This window comes from Arthrobacter burdickii (genome assembly GCF_030433645.1).
Taxonomy (GTDB): Bacteria; Actinomycetota; Actinomycetes; order Actinomycetales; family Micrococcaceae; genus Arthrobacter_D; species Arthrobacter_D burdickii.
The window spans coordinates 90050-104050 of the sequence record NZ_JAROCG010000002.1; the positions used below are offsets into that span (position 1 = coordinate 90050).

The following is a 14001-nucleotide window of genomic DNA, read 5'->3' on the forward strand; positions in this document are numbered from 1 at the left end:
GATGAAGGTATTCCACAATCTCTCTGAAGGGAGCCAACGTCATGTCGACCGCGGACTCATTCGGCGCGAAGGGCGTACTCGATGTCGCCGGCGCTGAATACGAAATTTTCAGGCTAAGCGCGGTCGAGGGCGCCGAGAACCTTCCGTTCAGCCTCAAGGTCCTGCTGGAGAACCTGTTGCGCACCGAAGACGGTGCGAACATCACGGCCGACCACGTGCGCGCACTCGCACAGTGGGACGCCGCAGCGGAGCCCGATACCGAGATCCAGTTCACCCCTGCGCGCGTCATCATGCAGGACTTCACCGGCGTTCCCTGCGTCGTCGACCTCGCAACGATGCGTGAGGCCGTCGCGGACCTCGGCGGAGACCCCAAGCGCGTCAACCCGCTCGCGCCCGCCGAGATGGTCATCGACCACTCGGTGCAGATCGACGCCTTCGGCAATGCCGGAGCCCTCGAGCGCAACATGGAGATCGAGTACCAGCGCAACGGGGAGCGCTACCAGTTCCTCCGCTGGGGACAGACCGCGTTCGACGACTTCAAGGTCGTTCCGCCGGGCATGGGCATCGTCCACCAGGTCAACCTGGAGTACCTGGCCCGCACCGTCATGACCCGCGAGGTCGACGGCGTCCTCCGCGCCTACCCCGACACCTGCGTCGGTACCGATTCGCACACCACGATGGTCAACGGACTCGGTGTCCTCGGCTGGGGCGTCGGTGGCATCGAGGCCGAGGCTGCCATGCTCGGCCAGCCCGTTTCGATGCTCATCCCGCGCGTCGTCGGCTTCAAGCTCACCGGTGACATCCCCGCCGGCGCCACTGCGACCGACGTCGTTCTCACGATCACCCAGATGCTGCGCAAGCACGGCGTCGTCGGGAAGTTCGTGGAGTTCTACGGCGAGGGCGTCGCCTCCGTGCCGCTCGCCAACCGCGCGACCATCGGCAACATGAGCCCCGAGTTCGGTTCGACCGCCGCCATGTTCCCGATCGACGACGTCACGCTCGATTACCTGCGCCTCACGGGCCGCCCGGCCGAGAACGTGGCGCTGGTCGAGTCGTACGCGAAGGAGCAGGGCCTCTGGCACGACCCGTCCCGCGAGATCCGTTTCTCCGAGTACCTCGAACTGGACCTGTCGACCGTGGTCCCGTCCATCGCGGGCCCGAAGCGCCCGCAGGACCGCGTGGAGCTCAGCAAGTCCAAGAGCCAGTTCCGCGAGGACCTGCGCAACTACTCGAACGACCCCGAACTCTCCTTCGCGCCCGGCGGCACCGTCGACGAGTCCTCGCAGGAGAGCTTCCCCGCGTCCGACTCCCCGAGCTTCACCCCCGGCACGACGTCGTCGGTCACCGACGAGAACTCCGAACCCCGCGAGACGGTCTCAGCGGGAGCGGGCGACTCCACGCGTCCCTCGAACAAGGTCAGCGTGAGCATGAAGGACGGCCGTGAGTTCGAGCTCGACCACGGTGCCGTCAGCATCGCGTCGATCACGTCCTGCACCAACACGTCCAACCCGTCGGTCATGCTCGCCGCCGCCGTGCTGGCCCGCAACGCCGTCGAGAAGGGCCTCGTGTCCAAGCCGTGGGTCAAGACGTCCGTGGCACCGGGATCCAAGGTCGTCACCGACTACTACGAGAAGTCGGGCCTGATCCCGTACCTGGAGAAGCTCGGCTTCTTCACCGTGGGCTACGGCTGCGCCACCTGCATCGGCAACTCCGGCCCGTTGGAGGACGAGATCTCGCAGGCCATCCAGGACAACGACCTCGCCGTCACCGCCGTCCTGTCCGGCAACCGCAACTTCGAAGGCCGCATCAACCCGGACGTGAAGATGAACTACCTGGCCTCGCCGCCTCTGGTGGTCGCGTACGCACTGGCCGGCACGATGGACTTCGACTTCGACACCGAGCCCCTCGGCCAGGACGAGGCCGGCACCGATGTCTTCCTGAAGGACATCTGGCCCAACCCGGTCGAGGTCCAGCAGGTCATCGACAGCTCCATCGACGAGGACATGTTCACCTCGAGCTATCGGACGATCTTCGAGGGCGACGAGCGCTGGCAGTCCCTGCCGACGCCCGACGGCGACACCTTCGCCTGGGATCCGGAGTCCACCTACGTGCGGAAGCCACCGTACTTCGAGGGCATGCAGCGCGAGGCGAGCCCGGTCGAGGACATCGACGGCGCGCGCGTCCTGCTCAAGCTCGGCGACTCGGTGACGACGGACCACATCTCGCCCGCGGGATCCTTCAAGTCGGACACCCCGGCCGGCCGGTACCTGACCGAGAAGGGCGTCCAGCGCAAGGACTTCAACTCCTACGGCTCGCGCCGTGGCAACCACGAGGTCATGATCCGCGGCACCTTCGCGAACATCCGTATCAAGAACCAGCTGCTCGACGGCGTCGAGGGCGGGTTCACGAAGGACTTCTCGCAGCCGGACGCACCGCAGGCCGCCGTCTACGACGCCGCCGAGAACTACCGTGCAGCGGGCACCCCGCTGGTGGTCCTCGCCGGCAAGGAGTACGGCTCCGGATCGTCGCGTGACTGGGCCGCCAAGGGCACCGCGCTGCTCGGCGTCAAGGCCGTCATCGCCGAGAGCTACGAGCGCATCCACCGCTCGAACCTCATCGGCATGGGCGTCCTGCCGCTGCAGTACCCGTCCGGCCAGAACGCGCAGTCCCTCGGCCTCACCGGCACGGAGACCTTCGCGGTCAGCGGTGTGACGGAACTCAACGAGGGCCGGACCCCCCGCACGGTCAAGGTCACCGCGACCCCGGCCGACGGCAGCTCGCCGGTCGAGTTCGACGCCGTGCTGCGCATCGATACGCCGGGTGAAGCGGACTACTACCGCAACGGCGGCATCCTGCAGTACGTGCTGCGCCAGCTCGCCAGCTAGCGTCCACGCGGTCCGGACCGGGAGTTCCACCTCCCGGTCCGGACCGTCCGCAGGGCACCCGTCCTGCGACCCGATCCGCGACATTCCGAGGGGGCGCCATGGCCGAGTCCACAGAACTGTCGGCGCGCGTGGACGGCGACACCATCTTCCGTGTCCTCCGCAGCGAGATCCTCGCCGGTGTCCATCCGCCGGGCACGGCACTGCGGGAAGTCGTCATCTCGGAGCGCTTCGGGGTCTCACGCACTCCCGTCCGGGAGGCCCTCAGCCGGCTCCAGCACGAACGGCTCCTCGAGAGGGCGGCCCGCGGCCTCCAGGTGCCCCAGATCGATGCCCAGGAAGTCATCCAGATCTACGACCTCCGGGTCATGCTCGAGGAGGAGGCCGCCGGCCAGGCGGCCCTCAACCGTGGAGCGGCGGACATCATGCGGCTCGAGGCGCTGCTGGAACGCGACCGCGCCGTCGTCGACCCCGATGACACCACCAAGGTGACCAACAACCTCGAATTCCATACCTCCCTCTGGGCCTCCGCGCGCAACCCCATCCTCATGGACCTCCTGCAGCGGCTCTCGACCCACCTCATCCACACGCCGCGCTCGACGCTGTCCGTGGGCAACCGCTGGCAGGAAGTGCTCCTCGAACACGAATCGCTGATCAGCGCCATCGCGGAACGTCGCAGCGACGATGCCCGCGCCATCGCGCGCACGCACATGGAGACGGCCCGCACGCTCCGGCTGCAGCTGCTCCGCACCACCGCGGCGGACTGACGGTGGCAGATACCCGGCAGCGCCTCCTGCTCGACGTCGATACCGGCATCGACGACGCCGTCGCCCTCCTGTACCTGCTCGCGACGCCCGGCGTGAGCGTCGAGGCCATCACCTGCACGGCCGGCAATGTCGGTGCCCGCCAGGTGGCCATCAACAACCTGGCCCTGCTCGAACTGTGCGGACATGCCGGCGTCGAGGTGGCCATCGGCAGCGAGGTCCCGCTCGAGGTCCCGCTCGTCACCACCGAGGAGACGCACGGCGACCAGGGCATCGGGTACGCCGTCCTGCCGCCGCCGCGGGGTTCCATCTCGGGGCGCCACGCCGTCGACGTGTGGCTCGAAGCCGTCCGCTGCCATCCGGGGCAGATCACCGCACTCGTCACCGGACCGCTCACCAACCTCGCCCTGGCCCTCCGTGCCGAACCGGAACTGCCGATGCTCCTGAAGGGGCTCGTGATCATGGGCGGGGCGTTCAACTACCCGGGGAACACGACGCCGGTGGCCGAGTGGAACATCCATGTGGACCCCCACGCGGCCAAGGAGGTCTTCGCGGCCTACGAGGGCCTGCCGCGGGAGAAGCTGCCCGTGGTGTGCGCGCTCGAGACCACCGAGCGCATCGAGTGCACGCCGGCCCACATCGACGCCGTCGCGCGCGCGGCCGGTGCCGGGCCCGAGGTGCTCGACCCGGACGAACCGGAGGGGACCCGCAGCGGCAGCGACAACGCCGTCGTCGCCTGCGTGTCCGACGCCCTGCGCTTCTACATGGAGTTCCACCGCCTGTACGACCAGGGCTACATCGCGCACCTGCACGACCTGTTCGCGGCGATGGTGGCGACGGGGGAGGCGGGCTTCGAGGAGCGGCTGGCAACCGTCGATGTCGAGACGGACTCGCCGCTGACCATCGGGCAGACGGTCGCGGATGTAGCGGGGATGTGGAAGCGGGCGCCGAACGCGCGGATCGTCACGGGCAACGATCCTGCCGCGGTGTTCGAGCTCCTGGTCCGCCGGCTGTCGAGCCTCGCGAGGATGCACGGCTGAGGACTGCTGTCCGGGCGGGCACCGGTGTCGAGCGGGCACCCGGCGTTGAGCGGGGACCCGGCGTCGGGCATGCACCCGGCGCGGCGGTGCAGACCCGTGGGGGCGTTCCCCCGGCTCTGGGCACCCGGCGCGGCGGCGCAACGCCCCGGTACACTGGTAGCTGCCCGCAGTGCTGCGCGGCCGGCGCCGAGGTGACATGAGGTGCGTCCTCCTCCCTCCATCGCGCCCAAGGAATATCGTGAGTTCATCCCTGACCCTCGCCGCCGAGCCCACCGCGCAGCGCCCGCGGCGGCTGCTCATCGCCCTGGGCGGAGCGCTCATCGCCGCCACCTACCTGTTCCTCGTGATCGTCCAGCCGGCGGAGATCGCCGGCGGGATGGGCAGCACAGCGTCGCTCGTCTCCCTGTTCGGGTTCCTCGGAGGCGGAGCGCTGCTGGTCGGCGGCATCCTGCCGATGCTGACCACGAGTTCCCTGGTCGTCATGCCGCTCGGCATCGCCCTGAACATCGCCATCGGGCAGATCGCGGGCTCCTTGGGAATGCAGATCTACCTCGACGCCATCGGGACCGTCCTCGTGGCCGTCCTCGCCGGCCCGGCCGCCGGTGCCGCGACCGGAGCGATCAGCAACGCGATCTGGGGGCTCTTCAACCCGTTCGCCCTGCCCTTCGCGGCGGGCGCCGCACTCATCGGGCTGCTCGCGGGGCTGGCCGCCCGGTACGGTGCGTTCCGGCGCGTGTACCTCGCGCCCCTGGCGGGCGTCGTCGTCGGCGCGATCGGCGGGCTCGTGGCAGCCCCGGTCGCCGTGTTCATGTTCGGCGCGGCCGGGACCTTCGGCACCAACGCCATCATCGCGGCGTTCCGCTCGATGGGCGACAAGCTGTTGGTCGCCGCCACCAAGCAGGGACTGCTGTCGGACTCGCTGGACAAGATCGTGGTCTTCGTCCTGGTGGCCCTGATCGTGTATGCCCTGCCGCAGCGCGCCGTCCGGCAGTTCCCCTTCGCACGGACCTACCGGGTCCTCGGGACGCGGACCGGCATCCGCGCCGGCGACGCTGCTGTGCAGCCCGCGGGGAAATAGCACCCGCAGCCTCAGCCATGCCCCGCCGACGGATCTACAACCCCCTGACCGAACTGCTCGCCGCGGTCCTGCTGGTGGTGCTCGTCCTCGTGGTGAACCGCTGGGCGTTCTCCCTGGCGGTCCTGGTGTTCGGGGTGCTCCCCGCGGTCCTGCTGTCCGGCAGGGCGCGGCAGATCGGCCTCGCGATCGTGCTGGTGGCCGGCCCGTTGCTCCTCTCGTCGCTCCTGCTCCACGGCCTGTTCTTCCCGGAGGGCAGCACGGTCCTGGTCGACCTCGACATCGCCCGGGTCACGACGGAGGGCCTCATCTTCGCGGCCGGAATGGGCCTGCGCATGACCGTCTTCACCGGAGTGCTGCTGACGGCGGCGATGACGCTGGACATCCCCGAACTCCTGGCCACCATGACGCATCGCGGCTGGAACCGGAAGCTCGTGTTCATCGTGGGATCCGCCGTCGGGCTCCTTCCCCACGTCGCCCTGCGGGCCCAGCAGGTCACGCGTGCCCAGCAGGCCCGGGGACTGGTCGTCGGTCGCGGCTCGCTCTCGCGCTTCCGGGCCCTGGTGGCCGTCACGACGCCGCTCGTCATCGGGCTCCTCGTGGACGCCTCGGAACGCAACTCCATGCTCGAGGCCCGGGGCTTCTCGTCCCCCGGGGCACGCACGAGCTACCTGCCGGACACGGACACCCCGCACCAGCGCCGGGCACGCCGCGCGATGGTCGGCGTCGTCGGCGCGTTCTCGGTGGCCTGGCTCGTGGTCGCGGCGATCGCGTGATCAGCCTCGACAGCGAGAGATTCGCCTACGACGACGGCGTGCCGCTTCTGGCGGGCTTGACCCTCACGGTACGGGCGGGGGAGTACGTCGTCATCGCCGGAGCCTCGGGGTCCGGCAAGACGACCTTGGCCCGGCTGCTCGCCGGGATGACAGGCGGCGGTGCCGGGTCCGTCTTCCGCGGATCAATAGCACTCGACGGCGAGACGATCCGTTTCACGGGCACCCCCACGGACCCGCGGATCGACCCCGCCGCCTGGAGCAGCAGGGTCGCCTACGTGGCGCAGGGAGCGTGGGGACAGCTGTCCATGATGTCCGCCACGGTCGGGGAGGAGATAGCCTTCGGCCCCTCCAACCGCGGCGTCCCCACGGAGCGGCTGCGCCGGCTCGTCGCGGAGGTCGCATCGTCCCTGAAGCTGACACCCCTGCTCGACCGCGACCCCCGCCGGCTCTCCGGCGGCCAGCTGCAGCGGACCATCATCGCCGCCGCCGTGGTCCAGCGGCCCCGGATCCTCGTCCTCGACGAGCCGTTCCAGGGGCTCGATGACGACGCGGTGCAGGACGTCGCGGCAGCCCTGGAGGCCCTTCGCCGGGACGGCACCGCCGTAGTGGTCTGCGAGCCGATGCTCCCGCGGTCCGCACCCTCCGGCGCCCGCGTCGTCGCGCTGGCCGACGGGCATCCCGTCTTCGACGGTGCGCTGGAGGAAGGGCTCCGGGCAGGGCTTCGGCGCTACGGGATCGGCACGGCAGGGGAGCGTCCCCGCGTCGACACCGCGGCCGCAGCTGCCCCGGTCCGCCCCGGTCCCGTCCCCGGATCCGTTCCCGGCCCTGGTCCTGTCCCCGGGTCCACTCCCGGACCTGGTCCCGTCAGCGGACTCGATTGTGAACCCGACCGTGAACCCGACCCTCCGCTCGTCGCACTGCGTGATGTCACCTTCCGCTACCCTGCCGCCGGTGGCCCTCGCCCGTCGACGGGCCTGACGGACGTGAACCTGTCGATCTCGGCGGGTGAGATCGTCGCGGTGAGGGGACCCAACGGCTCGGGGAAGTCGACGCTCCTCCAGCACCTCGACGGCCTGTACCGGGCGGACAGCGGCTCCGTCACGGTGGGCGGCATCCTCATCCGTCGCCAGCCGACGGGCACCCTCGCCACCACGGTCGGCTACCTGTTCCAGGACACGGACCAGCAACTCTTCGAGCGCACCGTGCTCCGCGAGGTCTCCTACGGTCCGCTGGCCACCGGGTCGCGCAGGGCGGACAGCGTCCGGAAGGCCAGCGAGGCCCTCGATCGCGTGGGGCTGGGCGCGCTGAAGGAGGCCCATCCCTACGAACTGAGCTTCGTCCAGCGGCGCCTCGTCGCCCTTGCCTCCCTCATGGCCACGGGCCCGCTGGTCTGGGCGCTCGACGAGCCGACCGCGGGCCTCGACGAGCCCACCCGTTCGATGCTCGCCACCCTGTTGACCCGCCATGCCGAGGGTGGGGGCGCCGTCCTCCTGGCGACGCACGATGCCGCCTTCGCCGACGCCGTCGCACACAGGTCCATCTGGCTCGAGGACGGCAGGATCCGCGGCACCGGCACCGGCACCGGCTCGGCGCCCGGCTCCTGACTCGGCGCGGCTCCTGATGCGGCGCCCGCCTCCTGATACGGGATCGATTCCGGCTCCTGATGCGGCGTCGATTTCGGCACCGTTCGGCGCCCGTCCACGCGGATGAGCACCTAGGGTGGGACGCATGGACGTGTTGCGCGAAAGGCATCGGACGATCCGCACTCAGGGCGCGGACCTCGCGGTGTTCGAGTACGGGCGAGACCCTCACCCCGACGTTCCGACGATGGTCTTCCTGCACGGATACCCCGACGATCACCGGGTGTTCCACCCGGTCCTGCGGGAGCTCGCGCCTACGCACCATCTCGTCGCGTTCGACACGCGGAACGCCGGCCGGTCACGCCCCCGCGAAGGGGCCGGTTTCACGCTGGCGGAACTGGTCGACGACATCTTCGCCGTCCTCGACGGGATCGACGCCCCCGGCGGGGTACGGCTCGTGGGCCACGACTGGGGTTCAATCCAGGGCTGGGCCGCCGTGCAGGACGCGCGCGCGGACGGGAGGATCACCGACTACACGAGCATCTCCGGTCCTGACCTGCGCCATTTCTCCCGCTGGCTGCGCGGCCGCTTCCGGGACCCTCGGCTGGTCCCCCAGGGGATCGGACAGGTGCTGCGCAGCTGGTATGTCGCGGCCTTCCAGCTGCCGGTCCTGCCCGAGCTGGCCTGGAAATACGTCCTGACCCGTCGCTACGAGCTGACGGCACGGCGCAACGTCGGTGCGGATCCTCTCCGCGGCCTCGCCCTGTACCGGACGAACATGTCCCGAGCTGCTGCAAAGCCTCCGGGGCGCCGCCCGGTTACGTTTCCCGTGCACGTCATCGTCCCCCGGAAGGATCCGTTCCTGTCCCCGCACCTCGCCGACGGGCTGGAGGAGTGGGTGGAGGACCTCACCGTCACCACCGTCCCCGGTGGTCACTGGTGGATCGCCTCGCGACCCCGGGAGTTCGCGGAACTGCTCGACCCCTCGCTGCGGGACAGCGACTGATCAAGGTTCCGGGCGGCGCTACGCCTCCAGCAGGCCCCGGATGTCCTCGGCGGTGAGCGCGGAGCTGAAGATGGCGTCGTCGTCCATGACCGAGGTGAACAGCTTGGCCTTCTGCTCCTTGAGCTTCATGACCTTCTCCTCGATGGTCCCTGTGGACACCATGCGGTAGACCATGACGTTCTTCGTCTGCCCGATGCGGTGCGTGCGGTCCACGGCCTGCGCCTCGGAGGCCGGGTTCCACCAGGGGTCGAGGAGGAAGCAGTAGTCCGCCTCGGTGAGGTTGAGGCCGAAACCGCCGGCCTTGAGGCTGATGAGGAACACGGGGGCCTTGCCGTCCTTGAAGGAGTCGATGACCTCGCCCCGGCTGCGGGTGGAGCCGTCGAGGTACGCGTACTCGATGCCCCGGGCGTCCAGCTGCTCGGCGGCCTTCTTGAGGTAGGACGTGAACTGGCTGAAGACGAGCGCGCGGTGTCCCTCGGCGAGGACGTCCTCGAGGTTCTCGAACAGGACCTCGAGCTTGGCGGACGGGACGCCCTCGTGCTCGGGGTCGACGAGCGAGGCATCGAGGCTGAGCATGCGCAGCAGGGTCAGGGACCGGAAGACGATCATCCGGTTGCGGTTCATGTCCTCGATCAGGCCGAGGAGCTTCTGCCGCTCGCGCTGCAGGTATGTCTCGTAGATGCGCCTGTGCTCGGGATGGAGCTCCACCTCGAGGACCTGTTCCTGCTTCGGCGGGAGGTCGGACGCGACGGCTTCCTTGGTGCGGCGCATCATCAGCGGACGGATGCGCTTGCGCAGCCGCACCAGCGGCCGGTTGTCGCCGATCTTCTCGATCGGTGTCCGGTAGTCCTCCGTGAACTTCCGGGCGGAGGGGAACAGCCCCGGTGCCACGATGTTGAACAGGGACCACAGCTCCATGAGGTTGTTCTCCATGGGCGTTCCGGTGATGGCGAGCTTGAAGGGCGCGTCGAAGTCCTTCGCCGCCTGGTGCACCTTGGACGCACGGTTCTTGACGAACTGCGCCTCGTCGAGTATGAGCCCGGACCACGAGAGGTCCTGGTAGGCGGAGAAGTCGAGCCGGAACAGGGTGTAGGAGGTGATGACGATGTCGGCGTCGCCCACCTGCTCGCGGATCGGGACGCCGGAGGCACCCTGCGTGTCGCTGATCGCCGCGACCTTGAGGCCGGGTGCGAAGCGGTGCGCCTCCTTGGACCAGTTGGGCACCACGGAGGTGGGTGCGACGACGAGGAACGGAGCGTCGAGTGCAGTGCTCTCCTTCGCGTAGGCCATGAGCGCGAGGGCCTGCAGGGTCTTGCCGAGGCCCATGTCGTCGGCGAGCACGCCGCCGAGCTGGTGCCGCCACAGGAAGGCGAGCCAGCTGAAGCCCTCCGCCTGGTAGGGCCGCATCTCCGCGACAAGGCCTGCGGGTGCAGGGGTGGCCTCGACGTCCTTGAGTTCGAGCAGGCCGCTCACGGCGTCGCGCCAGGACTGCGCCTGCTCGGTCTCCTCGGCGAGGTCCTCGAAGTCCGCCCACAACCCCGCCTGGTAGCGGCTGATCTGCAGGCCGGACTCGGGGTCCCACTCGCTCAGCGCGCGGGCCTCCTCGATGAGTTCACGGAGCTGGTCGAAGACGGGCTGCTCGAGGGACAGGTAGCTGTTGTCGACGAGCTTCAGCTTCGTCCGGCCCTGCGCCAGTGCCCGGAAGATCGAGTCGAAGGGGATGGTGCGCCCGCTCACCGTCACCATCACGCCGAGGTCGAACCAGTCGCGGTTGTCCGTCTCGACGGTGCTGATGCGCAGCGTGGGCGTCTCCGTCAGCTCCCGGTAGTCCGGCTTCTCGCCGACGACGTCCACGCTCACGCCGTCGAGCTCCAGGAGTCTCGGCAGCACGTCCTCGGCGAACTCCACGGCCTGCATGTCCTCGAGCTTCTGGGACTTCAGGGGCAGGGCGCCGAGGACCTGGCGAACAGCAGCGGCGAGCGCGTCCTCGGCATCGGTGTCGCGGTATCCGTCGTCGCTGCCCGGACCGCCCCGACGGAACGGCCTGCGCTGCACGGCGTCACCCAGCGGGTAGTCGAAGTGCCAGTCGAGGGCCACGGACCCGTCGGCACCGTAGGCCGTCGTCAGGACGAGGACCGGGGGCTGGATCTCAGGCAGCTCGACCGTGCCGTCGCTGCTCTCCACCTGGATGGACTGCCGCAGCTTGGGGTAGTACTCCTGCAGGAAGAGGGACTTCTCCTCCTCGGGCACGACGACGGCGCGGCCGCGCTGCAGGAGCTCGATGTCCTTGGGAGTCAGCCTTCGGGAGGTCGGCGCGAGCGTGATGGTGTCATCGGGGGCGACGGTGTAGATGCCGTGGGTGCTGATGACGTGGGCGGTCTCCGATGGGTGGGGCCGGCCGTCGACGTCGAGGGCCGGGCAGAGCTGGAGTGAGCCGTCCTCCGTCTCCGTCGCGTCGAGTTTCAGGGTGGCGCGGTCGGCCAGCTCGATCGTCACCGATTTCTTGGACCCCACGAAGGCGATCCCGAGGCGCTGCGCCTCGTCCAGCAGCTGCCACAGGAGTGGGTTGCTGAAGTCGTCGAGGTACAGCCAGGAGTCGTTGTTGCCGAAGTAGTTGACGCCCGTCCCGCGGTGCAGCGCCGGGAACTGGGAGAACCAGCGGTGCTGGTCGGGGTCGAGCTTCAACCCGTACGTCTGGTAGCTGATGCTGCCCCAGGACAGGTTGTTCTTGATCCACTTGCCCTTGCCGTTCTGGCTGACCGGCCGCACGCCGAGACGCGTATTGAGTGTCCGCTGCCCCTGGCGCTGGGCGGCCGACCCCCACCGCTGGACGGCCACTTCGGGGGTCCGCAGCTCGAACTGGAGCCCGAGCGGTGTCAGCGCTGCTGCCGGGCTCTCGTCGGAGCCGTCGGCTTCGAGGAGGTCGAGGAGGGACGCCTGCCAGCCGTCCGGCGCCGACGGGCGCGGCGCCGGCCGTGCGCCGAGTTCACGCTCGTGCTGTGCGAGGAGGTTCTCGGTGTTGCTCTGCAGGGCGGTGGCAGCGACGTGCTTGCAGTCCGCGCCGACGGGGCAGCTGCAGAAGTTCTCCAGCGGGCGGAAGCGGCCGTCGCCCTTCACCCCGAGGCGGAGTTTGGTCCGGTAGTCGGAGGGTGCGGTGCCTCGGACCTTTCCGGTCAGGATCTTGGACTCCGCATCCCACGCGAGGGAGCTGACGGCGCCGTCCTTGGCGTAGGTCTGTCCGCGCTGGAACGCAGCCCCGCCCACGATCCGGATGATGTCGGTGACATCGACCATGGGGTGGCTGGAATTGGGCATAATTCCATGCTCTCACGCGACGGTGACGCCCCCGGCCACAGGAGCCCCGCTCTCGCTCGCGGCGGCTGCCGCCGCGAGCCGGGAGGACCCGCCCGGCTGCCGCCGCCGTGCGCGCGGATGACGCGCCCGCATGCCGTCGCCGCGCGTCCGGATGGGGCGCCCTGCTGGTGCGCCCGGATGATGGGTCGAGATGCCTGCCCTACTGTTGGTAAGGGGGCTGACAAACGCCGGGGTCGGCGGAAACGGAAGAGGTCGTGCGTGTTCGAGGTACCCAGCATCATCTATGCGGCGGCGGGGCTCGCCGTGTTCGCCGCCGCGCTCCTGCCCCGGCTGCTCGTCCGCGCGCCGGTCTCGATGCCCATGGTGTTCTTCGCCGCGGGCATCCTGGTCTTCGGTTTGGCGCGCGACCTGCCCGACCCCGACCCCCTGAAGTACAGCGACGTCGCTATCCACCTCAGTGAGGTGTGCGTGATCATCTCGCTCATGGGAGCCGGCCTCGCCCTGGACCGTAGGGTGGGCTGGCGCAGCTGGTCCACCACCTGGCGGCTCCTCGGCATCGCGATGCCGCTGTGCATCCTCCTCGTGACCCTGATGGGGCTGTGGTTGCTCGGGCTCGGCCTGGCCTCCGCCCTGCTGGTGGCCGCGGCTCTGGCGCCGACCGACCCCGTCCTCGCCTCCGAGGTGCAGGTCGGCGAGCCGTCGGAATCGGAGGAGGACCTCGGCGCCGAGGACGAGGTGCGCTTCGGGCTGACGTCCGAGGCCGGCCTCAACGACGGGCTGGCCTTCCCCTTCGTCTACCTCGCCATCCTGATCAGCACTGTGGGGCTGGCGCCGTCCGCCTGGTTCCCCGAATGGATCCTGCTCGACGTGCTGTGGCGCATGATCATCGGCTGCGCCTTCGGATTCGGCATCGGCAGGCTGCTGGGCCGCATCTTCTTCCGGACGCCGCTCAAGAGCGTCCGCCTCGCGAACTACTCCGAGGGTTTCGTGGCGCTGGCCGCGACGTTCCTGACCTACGGACTGACCGAAGCCGTGGAGGGCTACGGTTTCATCGCGGTCTTCGTCTGCGCCGTCACCATCCGGGCCGGCGAGCAGACCCACGGCTACCACGGGGTGCTGCACAGCTACATCGAGCAGCTGGAGCGGCTCCTGACCGTCGTCGTGCTGGTCCTGCTCGGCGGCGCCGTCGCCCGGGGGCTGTTCGAGGGCCTGCGCCCCCTGGAGATGGTGGTCGCGGTCGTGTTCATCCTGCTGGTCCGCCCGCTCACCGCCTGGCTGAGCCTCGCGCGTGGCAAGACCGGCCCCAGGGAACGCACCGTGCTCGCCTTCTTCGGGGTGCGCGGGATCGGCTCCATCTACTACCTCAGCTACGCGCTGTCGAAGGGCGAGTTCACGGCGGACGAGACGGCACTGTGGCGGGTCGGCGGACTCGTCATCGTCCTGTCGATCGTGGTCCACGGCATCACGGCCGCGCCCGTCATCAACGCCCTGGACCGCGCCCGCCAGCGCAAGGCGCGCGCACAGGGCGACGAGGCGCAGGCGCCGAACACGCCCGTCTAGCCG

General features: G+C 69.6%; 9 protein-coding genes. 8 read left to right on the plus strand and 1 reads right to left on the minus strand.

The window, feature by feature from the left end; translation table 11 throughout:
• Positions 1–41 precede the first annotated feature (41 nt).
• The 7 genes from acnA (at position 42) to P5G52_RS15135 (ending at position 9123) form a co-directional block, all read left to right on the plus strand.
• On the plus strand, positions 42–2885 hold the full coding sequence (acnA, locus tag P5G52_RS15105) for an aconitate hydratase (RefSeq protein ID WP_301229015.1): 2844 nt from the start codon (positions 42–44) through the stop codon (positions 2883–2885).
• A 98-nt stretch (positions 2886–2983) separates the two neighbouring features.
• Positions 2984–3649: a GntR family transcriptional regulator gene (locus P5G52_RS15110; protein WP_301229016.1), complete on the plus strand. Its 666-nt coding sequence runs from the start codon at positions 2984–2986 to the stop codon at positions 3647–3649.
• A gap of 2 nt (positions 3650–3651) precedes the next feature.
• Positions 3652–4686, plus strand: coding sequence for a nucleoside hydrolase (locus P5G52_RS15115; protein ID WP_301229018.1), 1035 nt, complete (start codon positions 3652–3654; stop codon positions 4684–4686).
• Positions 4687–4924: 238 nt separating this feature from the next.
• A complete protein-coding gene (locus P5G52_RS15120; RefSeq protein ID WP_363321912.1) occupies positions 4925–5764 on the plus strand; it encodes an ECF transporter S component in 840 nt (279 codons plus the stop codon).
• Positions 5765–5781: 17 nt separating this feature from the next.
• A complete protein-coding gene (locus tag P5G52_RS15125) occupies positions 5782–6537 on the plus strand; it encodes an energy-coupling factor transporter transmembrane component T (protein WP_301229020.1) in 756 nt (251 codons plus the stop codon).
• Positions 6534–8141 (plus strand): ABC transporter ATP-binding protein, encoded by a 1608-nt coding sequence (locus P5G52_RS15130; protein ID WP_301229022.1) that lies wholly within the window; start codon positions 6534–6536, stop codon positions 8139–8141. The genes P5G52_RS15125 and P5G52_RS15130 overlap by 4 nt, the downstream gene beginning before the upstream one ends.
• Positions 8142–8265: 124 nt before the next feature.
• Complete coding sequence (locus P5G52_RS15135) at positions 8266–9123, plus strand: alpha/beta fold hydrolase (RefSeq protein ID WP_301229024.1); 858 nt, start codon at positions 8266–8268, stop codon at positions 9121–9123.
• 18 nt (positions 9124–9141) lie between these two features.
• On the opposite strand, the gene P5G52_RS15140 is transcribed toward P5G52_RS15135, so the two are convergent.
• Positions 9142–12438 carry a DEAD/DEAH box helicase gene (locus P5G52_RS15140; RefSeq protein ID WP_301229026.1) on the minus strand — a complete coding sequence of 1099 codons (3297 nt, stop codon included), beginning with the start codon at positions 12436–12438 and terminating at the stop codon, positions 9142–9144.
• Positions 12439–12696: 258 nt separating this feature from the next.
• On the opposite strand from P5G52_RS15140, the gene P5G52_RS15145 reads away from it, so the two are divergent.
• Complete coding sequence (locus P5G52_RS15145) at positions 12697–13998, plus strand: cation:proton antiporter (protein ID WP_301229028.1); 1302 nt, start codon at positions 12697–12699, stop codon at positions 13996–13998.
• Positions 13999–14001 lie beyond the last annotated feature (3 nt).

Bases quoted from the DNA above. Each gene is read 5' to 3' on its own strand.
- P5G52_RS15125 (WP_301229020.1), top strand. From the start codon at position 5,782: ATGCCCCGCCGACGGATCTACAACCCCCTGACCGAACTGCTCGCCGCG.
- acnA (WP_301229015.1), top strand. From the start codon at position 42: ATGTCGACCGCGGACTCATTCGGCGCGAAGGGCGTACTCGATGTCGCC.
- P5G52_RS15135 (WP_301229024.1), top strand. From the start codon at position 8,266: ATGGACGTGTTGCGCGAAAGGCATCGGACGATCCGCACTCAGGGCGCG.
- P5G52_RS15140 (WP_301229026.1), bottom strand. From the start codon at position 12,438: ATGCCCAATTCCAGCCACCCCATGGTCGATGTCACCGACATCATCCGG.
- P5G52_RS15110 (WP_301229016.1), top strand. From the start codon at position 2,984: ATGGCCGAGTCCACAGAACTGTCGGCGCGCGTGGACGGCGACACCATC.